This is a genomic window from Planktothricoides sp. SR001 (genome assembly GCF_001276715.1).
Taxonomy (GTDB): domain Bacteria; phylum Cyanobacteriota; class Cyanobacteriia; order Cyanobacteriales; family Laspinemataceae; genus Planktothricoides; species Planktothricoides raciborskii.
This window is the reverse complement of sequence record NZ_LIUQ01000033.1, coordinates 1-17,034: the sequence shown is the minus strand read 5'-3', so window position 1 is coordinate 17,034 and position 17,034 is coordinate 1. Positions and strand designations below refer to the sequence as shown.

The following is a 17,034-nucleotide window of genomic DNA, read 5'->3' as shown; positions in this document are numbered from 1 at the left end:
TTAAAAATATATTTTACAGAATTTCACAAAATTTCACAAAATTTCACAAAATTTCACAAAATTTCACAATCGATGATTTGCCGATCGCCTCTGACCCGACTTCCATCCCTCTGACTCTTCCCCGCGCTTTGATTCCGACGACTAATCCAATTGTTCGGATCGTCCGGTTTAGGGGCTATCGATCGATGACCCCGACAATAACTGCACAGTTAAGGTAAGATTCGATCGCTCAATTTTGCCAATTCCAGCAATATTTTGCTGACTGAATGCCAAGACTGTGCAGAAATCGCTCATTTTTGCAGTCATCTCCCTAACTCCGATGCTAAAAACCTGGAACAGATTTTTTTATTCTAATCACAGATTTTTTTATTCTCATCATCGTTAATCTTATTATAGGGTTCTAATGGTCAAAACTTGGGGCGGGGTTGCATCTGGAGGATAGCGAAAATCCACCCGAACGCTTCGGGTTTCTCCAGGGGCTAAATTAACGGTGAATAAAGGATCTAAGACTTGTCCACGACGATGCCATAAATGCACATAGCGCGTTACAGATGGGGTTATTTGTTCCGCAGTTTCATCGGCATACCGTATCCGTACCGTTCCGCGAAAATACGGAAAGTCCCACGGAGGTTGCCGGAAAATTAAACCCCCTTGAGACAATCGTTCTTCTTTTTGGGGAGTTTCTAAGGTAATGCTGACAGTTTGGGGTTGATTAGTTCGATTAGATAACGGTAAAGTTAGGTCATAGTGAGTGCCATAGTTCCCATGAGATTCATAAGCGGTATCGGGGTAACGGACTAATAATTTAGCTGATTGAATTTGCCCTGTACCCATACTACCAGCCCGGACGGTACTAATGACATAGGAAAATGCTTGTCCCTGGTTAGGAATTGTTAAATATTGTTTCCCAGGATCGACAATATTTGCCTGCCATTTAGACCCTTGTTGGACTCCAGCCACTCGACTATAAATCAGTTGCCCACCTACTTGATCTGGAGGGGTTGGTGTTTTGTCTCTGGGTTGGGCTAATCCCCCATTATTTAATAGGGTTTGCCATTCTTGAAGGGTGGGTGGGCGTTCGCGAAGCGGCGCGGATGCGCTATCGCTGCCATCGGGATTTTTCTTGGCATACATGGCTAAACTTGCTAGATAAACTTTGCCCGAACTTTGCAACTCCATAAAGGTGGATCGCCCATTGACAATCTGGGTTAAACCTTTTACTGGAATTGCCCCATTCATTAACAGTTTACTTTGTCCCGGTGCAATGACTAATTCTGCTGGAAAATCCGGTTGTCTGACTCCCCGTAATACTTGATCCACCGCCCTAATTCCAGGCCCAGAATACACTTCTCCATTGGGATTTTCCGTCATCGGTGGCTGGAGAGCAAATGGGGCATCTGGTGACAATAAATAACTGGCGGCTGCCGATATATTTAAGCGAACATTTTCGGTTCCAGGATTATGGACAATTAGGCCAATATAGAGGGTTTGTAAATTGGGCGGCGTATGGATAAAATGGTGGGCAAATAATTCAAATTTGCCCTCAAAAGGAAAGTTGAGATGGGCTTCAGGGACTTGTTTGCCATCTGGGGAAAAAGTGGACAGTAAAATTCCCTCTTTTTTAATCCATTCTGGACTATTACTATTAAACATCGGGATATTGTCCAGTTGTCCGGGCAGCGATCGCACCTGATTTTTTTGCACAATTATTTCCGGTGCTTTGGCTGAATTTTGGGCTCTAACAGGGGCAATATCACCAGGTTTGGGGGTAATTTTCTTGAAAAAAAATAGCCCGAAGCTGCTGGCAGATAAGAGGGCGATCGCTCCCCCAATCATCAGAAATTTTTGTTGAGGTTTTTGTCGGTTCATAAAATTGATTGAATGCTATTAATTTAATCGGGCTGATTTTTTTACGGTGACAATTGCCGCCAACGTAATAAATAAACCGGAGTATTAAACCAAAAATTATCCGGTTCCGGGGTGGTGACTTCGATCGTTTTTTGGACATCAGGATCCGCTGAAATCCAAGTGCGATCGCCCAGATAAGCCAAAATATGTTCTCCATCCACAGTCACCGCCATATCCCCCGGTTTAAGGATGCTCGAATCTAACTGATTAATGCTATCGTATCTGAGCATTTTTGTGGTATAATTGCGATATTCATCTCGTAAAGCATCCGCCCCTGCATCATACCACCACATTTCAAACCCTTTTCGCACCAAAGCAGGATTTCTTGATTTAACTCCTAATTTCCAGTTTGCTTGAATTAAACCTTGACGAACTAACCCGGAACAATCAATTCCCAGTTTATTTTCTCCCCCCCAAACATAAGGAGTTCCTTGATAACGAGTCAGTTCGCGGACATAAGCGGCTGCTAAAGTATCAGGGTCAGCCGGACTACCGGGTAAAATAATTAGTAAAATAACCAATAAAGCCCAGATAAGACAAATAACCCGAATCAGCTTTTTCGCCCAGAATAAATAGAGGGAACTACCCCAAATGACGCATCCGATAATGACACTGCCTAATCGCATGATGCCATAACTGACTGGTTGACAGAGTAAGATAATGAATAATGCCCAAAGACTGCCCCATAAAATAAAAAGATGACGCCGGTTCAAAGTGAGTGGTTGCATCCTTATACCTCCAGTATGAAATTATTTCTGGTTCATTTTTGAAGAAAATCAGACAGGGCAATCCTAGCAGGACAATTATAGGAGGGGAATTCAGCCCCTAACATTCGTAGTGTGGGCAAAAATTGTCACCCACCCTACCATATATCATGGTGAATTTTTGCCCACCCTACAATATAAATACTAAGATTAATCATACATATATAAATAATTCGCCAATTGCCTTAAAATGCGATCGCCATGCCATCACTGCGGGGTTCAGATCCAGCTAAAAATACACCATTTTGTTGCAAAATCATTTGACCGCGACCAAAGAGACTTTTTTCTGGGCTGACCCTAACCCCATGTCCCCGGTCTAACAATCCTTTGACGATCGCTTCGGAGACAAAATTTTCCAGAATTACCTGATTATTTTCCAAAAAACGCCATCGAGGGGCATCTAATGCTGCTTGAGGATTTAGTTGATAATCCACTAAATTTGTCACCATTTGTAAATGACCTTGGGGTTGCATTGGTCCACCCATGACCCCAAATGGGCCAAGGGGTTGGCTATTTTCGGTGAGAAAACCGGGCATAATTGTATGTAGGGGACGCTTTCCAGGGGCAACCTGATTAGGATGTCCGGTTTCTAAAGTAAAACCACAGCCTCGGTTATGTAGAGAAATGCCAGTTTCCGGGACGACAATGCCACTGCCAAATCCCATATAATTTGATTGAATAAAAGATACCATTAAATCCCGATCTGCTGTTGCTAAATAGACCGTGCCCCCTTTGGGAAGTCCGGGTAAAGCATGGGCGATCGCTTTATGTCCAATTAAGCGCCGCCGTTCATCGGCATAATCTTTATCTAATAGCCGATGTACGGACATTTTCATGTACCGGGGGTCGGCATTATACTGATGTAAATCGGCAAAAGCCAGTTTCATAGCTTCAATTTGCAAATGATAAGAATCCACTGATTCTCGCGGATATTCACTTAAATTAAATCCTTCCAAAATATTTAACCCCATTAAAGTAGCAATTCCCGGAGTATTCGGGGGTAATTCCCAAACAGTGACTTGCCGATAGTCGGCGGCGATCGGACTTACCCAGTCCCCTTGATGTTTGCTTAAATCATCCCCAGTTAATAGACCGCCTGTTTCCGCCGCAAAGTGGCTAATTTTTGCCGCTAAATTCCCTTGATAAAAACTTTCCCCGCCCGTATTCGCAATTTCTGTTAAAGTTTGGGCGTGAAGCAGACTACCCCAAATTTCTCCAGCGGCTGGGGCGCGATTTTTGGGAAAAAATATCTCTTTAAAAGCGGTAAATTCTGTGCCTTTTTTGGTTAAATAAATCCTCTCAGCGGCTTGCCAAGCTTGGGCAGTTTCTGGAGATACGGGAAACCCTTCTGTAGCGTAGCGAATTGCCGGGGAAAATAATTGTTCAAATGGCAGTTTTCCCCATCGTTCCCATAGCATTCGCCATGCAGAAACTGCCCCCGGAACGGTGACGGGCAACCAGCCATAATGGGGGATGGTTTCTTGACCGGCAAATTTTTCTATGGTTAAGTTTTGTGGGCTTTTTCCCGACCCATTTAACCCATGAACTTTGCCATCCCAAACTAAGGCAAAAGCATCAGAACCAATGCCGTTTGCGGTTGGTTTGACCACGGTCAAGGTAATAGCCATAGCGATCGCCGCATCCACGGCATTTCCCCCCGCTAAAAGCATTTCCATACCCGCGATCGCGGCTTGGGGCTGACTGGTGGCAACGGCACCGCGTTTCCCCATAATTACTGGTCGCATTGACGGGTAAGGATATTCTGTCAGATTTCCAAATAGCATCCCATAAACCTAAGCGATTTCTTCATAGTAATTATACGCCTCGGTTCGGCAAATTTTTTTTTATGAGAAACAATCTATTTTTTGTAAATTTTTGCTAAGAATATTAATAATGTGGGGATTAATCTAACAGTCTAGACTAAAATTGGAGAAACTCCCGTGGTAGCGATCGCCTTAGCCGTAGACGCAGATTCCGGGAGGGCAGCCTATATGCTATCATCTCAACAATCAACATCGTAATTTACTCTTATGACAAACATCCTATGAACAATAAAGATACCAATAAAGATATTTTAAATTTCCTGTTTGAATTAGGACAACTCAGACGGATTAAACATGAAGGATGGCGAGTAATTGGCATTGAACATCCCGAAAGTGTAGCCGAACATTCATTACGCGCTGCCCAAATCGGTTTTATTTTGGCTAAATTGGAAAATTACCCTAATCCTGAGCAAGTTTGTACGATGATTGTGTTTCACGATATTGGGGAAGCTAGGGTGGGGGATATTCACAAATTAGCCAAACGATATATTACCGTTGATGAGGCAAAAGCAACCCAAGAACAATTAGAGATTTTGGGGAAACTGGGGGACGATCTTTTTGATTACTGGAATCAAGTAGAAACCCAAGAAACTGTGGCCGGAATCATTGCCAAAGATGCGGATTTTTTGGAACAAGCGGTGATGGCTAAAGAATATTGGGAAAGAGGCTATGTGGGCGCCCAACGTTGGATTGATAATGTGGCCAAAGCCTTACAAACTGAGTCCGCTAAACAGCTTTTGGCCAGCTTAAAAGAGGTTAATTCTTATGATTGGTGTTTAAACCTCAAATCAATGTAACCATAGTGAACCATTAAGTGATTAATTACTTATTAGTCATTTTAGTCATTTTCCGTTTTTTTGAGTACATAAATCTAGGCGTCGTAACATTCGATGAACCGTAGAAATACTAATGGTTACTCCGGCGATCGCGGCCAATTTTTCTTTAAGCTCTTGTAAAGTGGCTTCTGGGGTTTCTGCCACTAATTTTTTAAGCACTTGTAACTGTTCATCGGTCAATTTGGTGGGAGTTTGTTTCCTCCTCACCTTGGGGGCAATATTGCCCGTTTCTTTATATTGTTTAATTAGTTTTTGGATAAAGCTTAAAGCTACCCGAAATTGTCGCGCTAACTGACGTTGCGATACATTTCCTTCCGCATAAATATCGATAATTTTTTGTCTCAAGTCAACAGAATAAGGCTTCATAGTTTGAACGCTACTTAACTTTTATTGTTATATGTTATTATACCTCATTAGGCTAAAATATATACCATAACCGAATTAATAGGATGGTTTTTTTCACCACAGAGACACAGAGAAAGCAGAGGCGCGGCGGTTCGGCTTCGCTCACCGACCGAGGCGCAGAGGCGCAGAGGCGCAGAGGCGCAGAGGAGATAACAGTCAAGATATCTTTTTGTCCTCTGTTTCTGGGGGTAAAAAAGTTATAAAATATCCCAATTTTTTTGTAAAATTTATTTACAATTACCAAAATTAGTTTGAGCTTAATATTAAAGATAAAACAGGAAAAAACTGCGCCAATATATATAAGTCTTTATATAAGCCTTGCCAGCATTCGGTACATATTCTAAAGGGGAATAATCCCATATTTGCAGGGGCGTAGGGGCGAAGCATTCGGGCGATTAATTTTGGGTAAACATAGAGAATTTATTATCCGAATGCTTCGCCCTGACTTGGAAGAAAAGAAACCGGGTTTCTGTGGTTATCCCTGGGGGTTTAGAAACCGGGTTTCTGTGGTGAATACTAAAGTTAACGGTGAAATGCCAAAAAGAAACCCGGTTTCTGGGGTTATCCCTGGGGGTTTAGAAACCGGGTTTCTGGGTTTTTCGGACTACTAATTACCCTGGCAAATGTACCAGTGTCGATCCATTTGTTTGGAAATTCTGCCTTCTTGATGACAATTCTTGACTGATTGAATGCCGTGGCGGGTTTCGCTGTAAACTAATGGTTTATCCTCATTAAAAGGAATAAATTCTACGATTAATCCAGAGGATTCGCGATTCACAGATACACAAGTTGCGGTTAGATGTTGATAAGCAGCCGGAACCGCAAATAATGAGTCTTTGCATTGTTCGTTGTGGGTTAACTTTTCCTGCCTTACCAGTTCTACGACTTCCTGGTATTTGGCTTGATGTCTCTGAAAATATACTTGTTCTGCACTTGGCGGTGTTGAAGGTTTAAATACTAAGTATAAGCCTAGTACCATGATTACTAACGGGGCTGGATGACCATCGCGTTTAAAGGCATGACCGACTGATAAAATGAAACAAATACATCCGCCGACGATCGCTAAAATAAAGACTGGCAACAAAGGGCCTAGCAGCAGAAAGAACCCCAGCCCCTGATCCATTTGCGTGATCGCCAAGAGGAAAACGATAAAACCCAGCGTCCCCCAGAAAAGTCGCCGACCATAGCGATCGCGGGGCAATAACCACTTATTCAGGTTATGCAGCGGTTGCAGCAGCGGTTCCAGAGGGAGATTTTTTATTTTTTCGACGGGCTTTAAAGCGGTAATAATGCGGAGTTGCGGCTTCAGTCTAGCTAACATATTTGTTTTATTAATTTTTTCCTACAATTGTAACGTGCCTTCCGGAAAAAGGCTAGAGCTTTACGATTTTTTATTATTCCTTGATATTTCTTTAAAAAAAATAAAAAATGGGGTAATTTACCCCATTTGTATTCAAAATAAGTCAATTTTAAGTATCATGCTTTACCGTAGCCAAAAGACTGCCCCAATCCCCAGGGGCTTGACCATTGTCAGATTCTTTCACTTCAAAGGTGACAAAACGAGACTGCGGTTCTTGCAAGCAATTGACACAGAGTTCGGCAATATCTTCGCGACTTACTTTACCTTTAATATTGTCCCCTTGGTCAAAAATTAATCGCTTACCTCCGGGTTCTTCCGTTAAAGCACAAGGTCGAATAATTGTATAAGGCAAACCACTATTGCGAATCACCTCTTCCCCGCGTAATTTCCAGGTAAGAATTCCCCCTAATTGGTCATTTAAGCGCACTGCTGGTGGTTCTTCATCTAAATTTAACCCAGGGCGACCGGGACGAGTCACCCCGGCAGAACTAATCTGAATAAATTGAGGTAATTTCGTGCCTCCATAAGCTTTAATCGATTTGACCTGAATTTGAAACAAGCCTGGGGTAAACTTAGGATTTAAATTTCCGTCATATTCAAATTTACTTAGCATTAGTTGAAATGAGGTAATTTGACCTGGTTCAAATGGTGTAGCATCTTTTAAAGTTTTGGCGCGAAACACGGGGATCAATTCTGCAAAAGGAATTCGCACGGTAAACTCGATATTAGGCACCGTGTCAAAAGAATAGCAATAACAAATACTATCCCATTTTGTTTCATTTCGGAGAATAAATTTATACCGATTTCCGTCCCCCTTGACCCGCAAATCGATGCCAGTATAATTAGATAAGTCTAAAATTGGCTCAAAATTGCGCGATCGCACCGAAGCAAAGCCCCCAGAATTGGCGGTGGAAACATTGCCCGAAAAAATAGCGGCTTCATTACCTAGGCGAATGCCACTTTCACTCACGCCACCCATGACAATATCATCCAACGCTCCCCAAGTTTCTTGGATATCTTTGGTGGGTTGGCTGAAGTCAAAAATTACTGGTTCTTTGGCTTGATTTACCACTGCTTGTACCAGGTTTTTCATACCCTGATATTCGACAATTTCCGGCACATCTACCACTTCTGGCATATAAAATTTAATGCCTTGATAGTATTTTTCCCGATTGGGAGTATCGCCTTCTTTGGGCTGCACGCGGGTGCCCGTACAGCAAATTACCGCTTGAATATCTTTTGTCACTTGCGGGGTCAAAGTTTGCGGTAGGGTAATGTCTCCTTCCACCAGTTCCAGGCGATCGCCCAGCATTTCCTGGGCTTTTTTGCTATCCCGAACCAGCGATCGCACCTGATAACCTTGTTCTAGCAAACGTCTCACCACTCGTTTACCGACGCCCCCTGTAGCCCCCGCTACCAGAATCGTGCCTTTATTTTCTGTTGGGGCTTTTTTCGGTTGGCGTTTAAACTTGTCCAGGCTACCAATAAATGGAATGACCCGGAAATAGGCCAAAGTTCGCCAAAACCTGCCTGCATCCCATTTAGCGCGATTTGTTGCGGTCACAATTGATTCCTCCTAATTTCCAGAAACCGGGCTTCTATAACAATTTTGGCTTAAATCCCCAGATTTGGGCAAGAAACCCGATTTCTTGTCTCCAAGCTAGAATTGGCAGAAACCCGGTTTCTATGACAATTGTGGTTTAAACCCGAAGATTTGGGCAAGAAACCCGGTTTCTAAGATTGTCGCAAAAATCTGAGAAAATCGGCCACCACGGTTTCCGGTTGTTCCCTGCATAACCGGGCGGGATAATTTCTCACACTTTCAAACCCTTGACGGTGAATCAAATTCAGAATTTCCGCTTCATCCAGGAGGTTGGCAATTTCCGGCTCGTCGATTTGCAGAATTCCCGATTTACCGATATCAAATATTAAAAAGTCAAAGATTAGGGTTTTTCTGCCCGCTGATGTGGTTAAGCGTAAAGGATAATTCGGGGAAAAGACAATTCCTTGATCCTCCAGGGTTTCCGCGATTTTGACTGCGGCTTGGGAATTAAATTTAAACCCGTTCCATTCATGGATTTTAGAATTTTTTATTTTATTTTCCGGCAGAATTGTCTTGAAATCAGTCTGGGATGATTCAGAATTATTTCCAGTGGAACAGAATCGACTGACATTGAGATTATAACCACTAAAGCTGTCTCCAATTAACTTCGCACCACTTAAATTAACTCCAATGATTTGATGACGATGTAAAGTAACCTGATGATGCTTTAAATATCGTTTAATCACTGCTTTTATATTCTCTTTTTTCACCTTTTCGCCAAATTTTTTAGAAAGCTTTTTCCATAGTTTAAACCCCACCGCTTTTAGGTAAGCTTCATCATAATCGGTGACATTTGCCATTTGCTGATAAGACTTGCCTTCCCAAGACTTACGAAACACGATTTCTTGAACTTCGTTGAAGCGATCGTAGTCCATGACAAATTCGGCGATCGCCAATGCTTCATCGGCAGTTAATGGTGACAGTCCTTCAAAAGTCATTGATAATTTTCTGGGAATTTCTCAAAGTTTTTACGGATAGGGGCGATCGGGTCAACCACGGGGAAACCAAGAAACCGGGTTTCTAGCAGCTATATCTGCCTCCCCACCAAACTATACATAGAAACCCGGTTTCTGAACCCGAAAGCCTCCCTTTTTCAGGGGGGTTTGGGGGGATCCATCTTGGGGCAGAAAATGGGCGATCGCCTGGGTTTGGCACAATTTATCGCGATTATAGCACTTTCATGTAACTTTCATGTAACTTTCATATAACTTTTGTACTACTTTCTGATCACTTTTTTTTCAAAATTTTATTGGATAATAACTAGATAAGTGTAAATACTTCTAGTATTAGACATTAAGGTAATTCACTAAAATCACCTGTCAGATTTAGCAAGACATCAGTCATGGATAAACTAACTATTTCTACTCTAAATCGCCGCCATTTTCTCAGCTATATCGCTTGGGGAACTTTTGGTTTGTTAACTAAAGATATAATTTATCCACTTAATGCCAGAGCAGATAGCGAAGGATTAGGCAACAGCAACAGTTTAGAAACTTATCATATTTTTGTTCCTTATACCACCGCTCGAAATGGAGAAAAGCAGTTCGTTACTCTGCGATCGGGAGATGACTATCCGGTAGAGATTCCTGCTAAAATTAAAGATGGCCAAGAGATGACGATCGAGGGGCGTGGTTTAGAGGGTAAAGATATTACGCTTGTGTTGCATACCTTGTATGACCGAAGCTCCCAAATAAAGGCTCAAGTTTTTCAAGAAATTGACCAAAAGACAAACTTTCTGATTCCAGAATCTAGCCAAGAGAAATGTAAATCAGTTTATGAGCAAATTGAGAATGGTGAATATGTTCAGGATTTGATTGCCTTAGATTTATTAGATTATGTGATCGCTTCTTCTAAGCTGGACAGCAGCATTAAAAATCGCTATCAACTTGCCAGTACCAATTCCCGCTTAGTGGGACTTCAGAAAACCATTGACTCTACCTTAGAAAAATCTACACTGAGTCCAGAACAGAAGAAACTAATTCGAGCAACTTTTGCTTATGTGCGTGCTGATGAACCTGTTCCTGACTTTAACGCTCTCACGGATTTAGATGCAATTGTTGCTGGTTCAGACTTGCCATCAGAAATTAAGGCAACTTACTCTTTAGCCAGTGCTAAATCAAGGGCTTTAACCGTTGATATTATTTTAGTTAACGAGATTTTGAAAAGTCCAAAACTAACCGAAGAACAAAAAGCAAATTACCTGTCAATTTATCAGCAGGTACGCGACGGCAAGACGGTAGAAGATACAGAAACCTTAAAAGCCTTAGACTCATTGATCGCTCAAGCGGATATTCCAGATAATGCTAAAGATGTTTACAAGACTGCCAGCCAGCAGAATTTAGACAAGATTGTTAGCCAGAAGAATGTAGACGATCAACAAAAATTAGTTCAAATAGCACAGATGCTTTTCCGGGAAGGTAACAAGGTCAAAAAGCAAGTGCAAAAAGCTGGCCAGATAGGAGCCGCGATCGTCCCGTTTGCGACAAATGTGATCAGTGCAGGTGGAGTATCAGCAGGTACGGGTACTCTGATTAGCACGTTATCTGGAGGGGCTGCGACCAATGCCACATTAGCTGTTTTGGGTGGTGGTTCTGTGGCTACAGGTGGTTTGGGAATGCTTGGCGGGTTAGCCGTAGCTACCGGGGGCGCCGCGCTGATCGGAGCAGCCGGAATTGTATCGATCACATTAGTCTCACAAATGGACGGCGAAGACCAAAAAAACCTGGGAATTGCGATCGGGACAGGGACAATTGCAGGCGCTACAAGTGTTTTAGGTGCTTGGACTGCGGCGAGTGCTTTGGGAGTAGCCGGAACTTTATCCGGTGCTGCGGCAACTACTGCGACGATCGCAGCTTTTGGTGGAATTAGTGTTATTACTGGCGGTGCGGCAGTGGTTGCATCCGGGACAGCATTTTTAGTTTGGTCATTGCTCAAAAATGCAAAGAAACGAGAGCAAGAAGTGCTATCCCAGCTAGAAACTCGAACCTACACCTATACTGAAGAAGAACTCCCCAGTTATATCGGAGAGTTTCTGCAAAATCAAGTACAGGGAAAATACAGCTTTACCAATGCTTTCTATGCTCCAAATATACCATTGGATAAGCTCTCAACTGCTTTTGATAAATGGCTATCTATCAAGGATAATGAAAAAGTTATTGCTTTCATAGATACCAGTAGTTTTCCGTCTACAGTAGGAATTGCGTTTACTGATGACAGAATTATCTGGAGCAATAACTCTATTAATTACCAGGATTTAGCCCGGCTTGTCAAAAAAGATGCACTATCGCAGGATTTACTCAAGGTGGCAGAGTTAGTCCAGAAGTTACCCAACGAATCCGAGCGGAATAATTTAATGAAATTACTGGGAGAAATTGGTCAACAATATTCCTCAGTCTAGGAATCCATTCGTTTCAAAGCTTAATCCCAGAGGGTACAGAGGTAAATATCTCTCTGTACCCTCTGTGTCTCTGTGGTCAATTTCATCCCCATTTCCTGGTTCACATTTACCATAAAAATAATGCGCGATCGCTCTGGTACAAGAAACCGGGTTTCTATGACAATTTTTGCTCTATGGCGAAGATTTGGGCAAGAAACCCGGTTTCTCATCTCCACCCACGGGCGATCGCCTCTACCTCAAATCCAAGAAACCCGGTTTCCCAGCTTCAGGGGCGCCCCGATGAATCAATTAAGCTAGAATTGTCCAATAAATTGGGGAATCAGAAAATGCCTGTGGAACTAACTCGCGAGCAAGAACAACCAACGGAAAATCTCCCACTCGAAGAAGAGTGGACTCCCGAACTCCCCCCAACCGATTTAATATTTGACGACGGAGAACCCTTGGAAAGCAATCGACATCGCATCGCCATGAATGCCTTGATTGAAGCTGTGACCCTAGCTTATCAAGGACGCGAAGATTATTTTACTGGTGGCAATATGTTTGTTTACTACTCGGTAGAACAAGCCAGAAATCGAGACTTTAAAGGGCCGGATTTCTTTGTCACCTTAAATGTCGATGGCACCAAAGAGCGTCAAGGGTGGGTAGTTTGGCAAGAACACGGACGTTATCCCGATGTCATTGTCGAGTTAATGTCCCCCTCCACTGCGGCAGTGGACAAGGGAAAGAAAAAGTTACTTTACGAGCAAACTTTCAAAACCGGACATTATTTTGTCTATGACCCCTTTGTCCCGGAGTCGCTACAAGGTTGGAAACTTAGCGAAAAATTCCGTTATGAAGAAATAACTCCTGACGAACGAGGATGGCTGTGGTGCGACAGTTTAGGACTATGGTTGGGTACTTGGTCAGGAACTATCCTGCGAGAGACAGCCACTTGGTTACGCTTTTATGATGCGGCGGGTAATTTAGTGAAATTATCCTTCGAGTTGGCCGAAGAAGAACGAGAACGGGCCGATCGCGCTGAGTCCAATCTTAAGCTGGAACAAGAACGGGCAGAAAAATTGGCTGCACGGTTGAAAGAACTGGGAATTGATCCTGATATCTAAGCTGGTGACAGAAACCGGGTTTCTATGACAATTTTGGCTTAAATTTTCAGATTTGGGCAAGAAACCCGGTTTCTCATCTCTATCCCTAGATTTGGGCAAGAAACCCGGTTTCTCAGTCTAGGCAATAGAGCCCCGTTTGCGGGCTTCTTTATAAGAAGTGCTCACATTGGGCAACCCGGCTTTAATCATAAGCTGTTCTAACAGGGCAAAAAATCGGGCGCGATCGCCTCCCCGAACCACTGCCTGATTATGGGCTTCTGCCAAAGCCACCGGATAGCCATAGCCTTTATTTACCTGGGCCAATATCAGACTAAAAGCCGACTCGCGCATATCGTCATCTTCTGCCACCCAAGCAGGCAGATCGATCCGGGCAATTTCTGGCCCCACATGGACATAACAAAAATAGACCGCGTTTTCTTCCCCGTACAAGTCCAAGATTCTTGCCCTGCTGCGCCAAAGGGGACTGCGTTGCCCGGGTTGCAACACCGAAGCCCAAAACGTAGTATCCCGTAAAGGGTCAAAAATTTGACAAGGGGTTTTATCGTTATAAGCACGATGTACCGTATCCGGGGCGATCGGGCAATGAGTATAACAGTCCGGTTCTGGATAGGGACAAGCTTGCAACCGCAGAAAACTCAAAGACTCACTACTGCGAGACGCACTCAAATAGCCCACCAAAGGCACCCGGCAACGGCGCATTTCCTCCCAAGCGGCAAAAATAATCGATAAAATAATGTCGCGGGCATCATTGGGCAACGGTTCCAGCACCCAATAAATCAGCGAACCATCTACCATTGCCAACATAGGCATCTCGGTTTTTTCTGGTTTCAGTCCAGTTCTCACCGCAGTCGCCAACTCTGCTAAAGCCTTTGCCTCTGCTGCCGTTCGGCGGTGTCCCATCCATTCCTCGGTTTTAATCCCCCATTGCCGCGACGCATATAAATCTTCCGGGCGATAAAATACTTCTGGAATACTATCTAATAATGGATGACGACTTTCCCCATAGTGCAACACCACCCGCCCAATATTAATTAGATAACAATAGGCAATTTCATGGTGGCTGGGGGCAATTTGCGATCCATCGGTGGCCAAAATTGTATGCACTTTTGGCGGAGTTTGGATCATCGGGTGAATATGCAGGGGTTCCACGGGGACGGGCGGGGAAAATACCATGCGATCGCACAAACTTTCCCGGCGTTTAATCAACTCTGCCTGCCGCCATTGGGCTTTATCCAAGAGTTTTTGGGCAACGTCCAACCGTTGCCGGGATGCTTCCGCCTCCTTCTGCAAATGCTGACTAATTCCCTGCATTTGCTTGGCTAATTGGGTTAAATCTAGCATGATGTTTGATCAAGTCATCAAGACTTTATGACTATTTAGGATCTTTTCGCTGACCAGAAAGCTGAATCTACAATACATTATCCCCATATTTTTCTCCCAAAGTAGTTTTCTGGCTGTCCAGATTAGATCGTCAGGCGGATGATATTTGCCGATCTTGGGTAGCTAGAGGCACCAATTTTTTATCGGCTTCTTTCACTGACTTATTTCAATATGTAAAGTTTTTTAAACAACTCCCACCATCCCAAAATAATCAGTTAAAATCGACGAGGCATATATGCGCCCTGTTTGCTCTAGGTCGCCCCAAAAAAATCGTAAATTTTGTGATTTTTTTGACATTAGGGATCCTCGCTCAGACTAAGCAATTTAACTTAGTCCAATTTTTACTCCTGGTATGGTTAAATTAATAAATCTTAGTCGATCAATTCATGGTTGAAAATGGTGGATTATGAGCGTGTCTATGGAAGATATTATTCAAAATGTTTTGCCTAGTCTAAATCAATGAATTTTATTATCGATTTCAATAGATAGCTAAATCAAATAAGTGGAGAAAACAGATTTTTTATCCGTCTGTCTGATATATCATATTGAATTGATAGGTTTGATGGATCGGGAAATTTATCCGCTCTAAAAAAGGCGATTTTCCCAGTCTAGTGATTGATTAGACGAGATAAATTGACTGGCGTAAGAATTTTCGCTGCTCCACAAACACCTATTAGACATATCGGCAAATTAAATTTATTGAAATATGTCAGGATTACTTATATGTTAAAAAATCCGTTAAAAAATCCCTACCGAGTAATTATATTAATTGGATTGTTCCTGCGGCTATTATGGGCGATCGCGGTTCCCGTAGTCCCCGTATCCGATAGCAATGCTTACGATGTGTTTGCCCAAAATTTGGCCAAAGGAAACGGCTTTGGCTGGGGCGTTAACGAGTTAACTGCTTTTTGGCCTCCGGGAACTTCATTTATATATGCGATCTTTTACAAAATATTTGGTCATACTTACTGGCCAATTATTCTTTTCAACCTATTGCTGGCGGCAGGAACCATCTGGGTTTCCATGCATTTGGCCGAAAAGTGGTTTAGTCAGCGAATTGCTATTTTAACTGGCTTCATCCTAGCATTTTGGCCTGCCCAAATCCAGTTTACCACCGTCTTAGCCAGTGAATTATTATTTACAGCCTTGGTGATGGCGGCTTTATGTTTATGGCTGGAAGAAAAATTTACTCTGCGATCGCGAGCCATTGGAGTAGGAGTGATTATGGCAGCAGCTTGCTATGTCAGACCCACGGCATTATTAATTCCTTTTCTGCTATTATTTTTTCGCGTCATCAAAACCAGAGAAATCTTTAAAACCGTTACAGCCACCCTGGTCATGTTTCTGATCATGGCCATAATAATTGCCCCCTGGTCGTATCGCAACACCCAACTTTTCGGACAATTTACCCTACTTTCTACCAATTCTGGTGCCGTATTATGGATGGGCAACAATCCCAATTCTAACGGCGGATATATGCACTTGCCAGAAGAGACAAAGGGAATGAATCAATCCCAAAAAAATCAATACTTAAAGTCTTTGGCTAGAGAGCATATCAAAGAGAAACCTTTACTATTTATTCAACGTTGCATCATCAGGCTAATTGACACCCATAGCCGGGAAAGTATTGGCGTGGCTTGGAATGAAAAAGGCTTAGTATCTCGTTATGGTTCCGGCATTTTATTGCCCCTAAAGATTATTAACCAATTATATTGGCTGCCCGCTTTAGGACTGGGATTAATCGGGATTTTGATCTTAGGAAAACAATATGGATGGTTGACCATGCTGACTCATCCAACCGTGGTAATATGGGGCTACTTGGCTGGAGTTCATGCAGTAATTATTTCCCAAGACCGTTATCATTTTCCCAGTGTCCCCATGATTGCGATATTAGCGGCATTGACTGTGGCCTATGGGTTGGATCAAAAAGCAAAATCGCATAAGTCAGGATAACTAGCCACACATATACAATGAATAAAGAAAGTATCCTTTTTAATGGATATACATAATTTTCACTAATGGAACGGTATGATTCCCTTTAATCACTATCGCCAGAAAAAAATCTGAAGGCTGCATTTGACAAAGGTTTTATGAAATAGCTGTGAGTTTTGCGTTTCTATTGGCGAACGCTTAATGTCATATCTGGCTTTGCTTTCAGTTTAATTGCTCGATTATTCTTTCTTTTGACCGCTAATTTGTTTAACCTATGGGCAGTTATGCCAGGAATAAGAATCATGATTAGGTATAGAAAAAAAATCGATAAGTATCACTTTAGTTTATATTTAGCAATTTTTGTTTTTGCATTAAGCTTACTCTACATTTCCGTAAAAGTTATCTTTCCCAATACCCCAAGTCAGGGACTTGATTTTCGCTTGATATGGTTGGCTGGGCGATTGTGGTCAGATGGGCAAAACCCTTACGATATTGATATATGTGCGATTCGTTCATGCAGAAA

15 protein-coding genes are annotated in these 17,034 nt (G+C 42.7%); 6 read left to right on the top strand and 9 right to left on the bottom strand.

Going from position 1 to position 17,034, the window contains the following annotated elements:
* Nucleotides 1-168: 168 nt before the first annotated feature.
* The 4 genes from AM228_RS33005 to AM228_RS18320 form a co-directional block, all read right to left on the bottom strand.
* Nucleotides 169-306 (bottom strand): hypothetical protein, encoded by a 138-nt coding sequence (locus AM228_RS33005; protein ID WP_156331887.1) that lies wholly within the window; start codon nt 304-306, stop codon nt 169-171.
* An 84-nt stretch (nt 307-390) separates the two neighbouring features.
* Nucleotides 391-1,869 (bottom strand): DUF3370 domain-containing protein, encoded by a 1,479-nt coding sequence (locus tag AM228_RS18330; RefSeq protein ID WP_082348941.1) that lies wholly within the window; start codon nt 1,867-1,869, stop codon nt 391-393.
* Nucleotides 1,870-1,910: 41 nt separating this feature from the next.
* Nucleotides 1,911-2,636: an NlpC/P60 family protein gene (locus AM228_RS18325; RefSeq protein ID WP_054467889.1), complete on the bottom strand. Its 726-nt coding sequence runs from the start codon at nt 2,634-2,636 to the stop codon at nt 1,911-1,913.
* Between the two features lie 221 nt (nt 2,637-2,857).
* Nucleotides 2,858-4,417, bottom strand: a complete 1,560-nt coding sequence (locus AM228_RS18320; RefSeq protein ID WP_231636857.1) for a gamma-glutamyltransferase family protein — start codon at nt 4,415-4,417, stop codon at nt 2,858-2,860.
* Between the two features lie 299 nt (nt 4,418-4,716).
* Here AM228_RS18320 and AM228_RS18315 point away from each other — a divergent pair, with 299 nt between their 5' ends.
* Nucleotides 4,717-5,292 carry an HD family hydrolase gene (locus tag AM228_RS18315; protein WP_054467886.1) on the top strand — a complete coding sequence of 192 codons (576 nt, stop codon included), beginning with the start codon at nt 4,717-4,719 and terminating at the stop codon, nt 5,290-5,292.
* A 45-nt stretch (nt 5,293-5,337) separates the two neighbouring features.
* Here AM228_RS18315 and AM228_RS18310 read toward each other — a convergent pair whose 3' ends face one another.
* Nucleotides 5,338-5,697: a helix-turn-helix domain-containing protein gene (locus AM228_RS18310; protein WP_054467884.1), complete on the bottom strand. Its 360-nt coding sequence runs from the start codon at nt 5,695-5,697 to the stop codon at nt 5,338-5,340.
* Nucleotides 5,698-6,137: 440 nt separating this feature from the next.
* Here AM228_RS18310 and AM228_RS18305 point away from each other — a divergent pair, with 440 nt between their 5' ends.
* Complete coding sequence (locus AM228_RS18305; RefSeq protein ID WP_156331886.1) at nt 6,138-6,347, top strand: hypothetical protein; 210 nt, start codon at nt 6,138-6,140, stop codon at nt 6,345-6,347.
* Here AM228_RS18305 and AM228_RS18300 read toward each other — a convergent pair.
* The 3 genes from AM228_RS18300 to AM228_RS18290 form a co-directional block, all read right to left on the bottom strand.
* The gene (locus AM228_RS18300) at nt 6,344-7,057 is read right to left on the bottom strand and encodes a hypothetical protein (protein WP_054467880.1); all 714 of its coding nucleotides are present in this window, start codon (nt 7,055-7,057) and stop codon (nt 6,344-6,346) included. The genes AM228_RS18305 and AM228_RS18300 overlap by 4 nt on opposite strands.
* A gap of 148 nt (nt 7,058-7,205) precedes the next feature.
* Entirely contained in the window at nt 7,206-8,660 is a 1,455-nt protein-coding gene (locus AM228_RS18295; RefSeq protein WP_054467878.1) for a CIA30 family protein, read from the bottom strand.
* 170 nt (nt 8,661-8,830) lie between these two features.
* Nucleotides 8,831-9,637: a hypothetical protein gene (locus AM228_RS18290; RefSeq protein WP_054467875.1), complete on the bottom strand. Its 807-nt coding sequence runs from the start codon at nt 9,635-9,637 to the stop codon at nt 8,831-8,833.
* A gap of 404 nt (nt 9,638-10,041) precedes the next feature.
* Here AM228_RS18290 and AM228_RS18285 point away from each other — a divergent pair, with 404 nt between their 5' ends.
* Nucleotides 10,042-12,096, top strand: coding sequence for a hypothetical protein (locus AM228_RS18285; RefSeq protein ID WP_054467873.1), 2,055 nt, complete (start codon nt 10,042-10,044; stop codon nt 12,094-12,096).
* A gap of 326 nt (nt 12,097-12,422) precedes the next feature.
* The gene (locus tag AM228_RS18280; protein WP_054467970.1) at nt 12,423-13,199 is read left to right on the top strand and encodes a Uma2 family endonuclease; all 777 of its coding nucleotides are present in this window, start codon (nt 12,423-12,425) and stop codon (nt 13,197-13,199) included.
* A 117-nt stretch (nt 13,200-13,316) separates the two neighbouring features.
* Here the strand turns inward: AM228_RS18280 and AM228_RS18275 are convergent, their stop codons facing one another.
* Nucleotides 13,317-14,540 carry a DNA double-strand break repair nuclease NurA gene (locus AM228_RS18275; protein WP_054467872.1) on the bottom strand — a complete coding sequence of 408 codons (1,224 nt, stop codon included), beginning with the start codon at nt 14,538-14,540 and terminating at the stop codon, nt 13,317-13,319.
* Between the two features lie 762 nt (nt 14,541-15,302).
* On the opposite strand from AM228_RS18275, the gene AM228_RS18270 reads away from it, so the two are divergent.
* Nucleotides 15,303-16,532 carry a glycosyltransferase family 39 protein gene (locus AM228_RS18270; RefSeq protein ID WP_054467869.1) on the top strand — a complete coding sequence of 410 codons (1,230 nt, stop codon included), beginning with the start codon at nt 15,303-15,305 and terminating at the stop codon, nt 16,530-16,532.
* 281 nt (nt 16,533-16,813) lie between these two features.
* The coding region (locus AM228_RS35420) for a hypothetical protein (protein WP_231636856.1) at nt 16,814-17,034 on the top strand (221 nt) is incomplete at its 3' end.

Bases quoted from the DNA above. Each gene is read 5' to 3' on its own strand.
- AM228_RS18330 (WP_082348941.1), bottom strand. From the start codon at position 1,869: ATGAACCGACAAAAACCTCAACAAAAATTTCTGATGATTGGGGGAGCG.
- AM228_RS18275 (WP_054467872.1), bottom strand. From the start codon at position 14,540: ATGCTAGATTTAACCCAATTAGCCAAGCAAATGCAGGGAATTAGTCAG.
- AM228_RS18320 (WP_231636857.1), bottom strand. From the start codon at position 4,417: ATGCGACCAGTAATTATGGGGAAACGCGGTGCCGTTGCCACCAGTCAG.
- AM228_RS18285 (WP_054467873.1), top strand. From the start codon at position 10,042: ATGGATAAACTAACTATTTCTACTCTAAATCGCCGCCATTTTCTCAGC.
- AM228_RS18270 (WP_054467869.1), top strand. From the start codon at position 15,303: ATGTTAAAAAATCCGTTAAAAAATCCCTACCGAGTAATTATATTAATT.
- AM228_RS18290 (WP_054467875.1), bottom strand. From the start codon at position 9,637: ATGACTTTTGAAGGACTGTCACCATTAACTGCCGATGAAGCATTGGCG.
- AM228_RS18325 (WP_054467889.1), bottom strand. From the start codon at position 2,636: ATGCAACCACTCACTTTGAACCGGCGTCATCTTTTTATTTTATGGGGC.
- AM228_RS18310 (WP_054467884.1), bottom strand. From the start codon at position 5,697: ATGAAGCCTTATTCTGTTGACTTGAGACAAAAAATTATCGATATTTAT.
- AM228_RS18280 (WP_054467970.1), top strand. From the start codon at position 12,423: ATGCCTGTGGAACTAACTCGCGAGCAAGAACAACCAACGGAAAATCTC.
- AM228_RS33005 (WP_156331887.1), bottom strand. From the start codon at position 306: ATGACTGCAAAAATGAGCGATTTCTGCACAGTCTTGGCATTCAGTCAG.
- AM228_RS18300 (WP_054467880.1), bottom strand. From the start codon at position 7,057: ATGTTAGCTAGACTGAAGCCGCAACTCCGCATTATTACCGCTTTAAAG.
- AM228_RS18315 (WP_054467886.1), top strand. From the start codon at position 4,717: ATGAACAATAAAGATACCAATAAAGATATTTTAAATTTCCTGTTTGAA.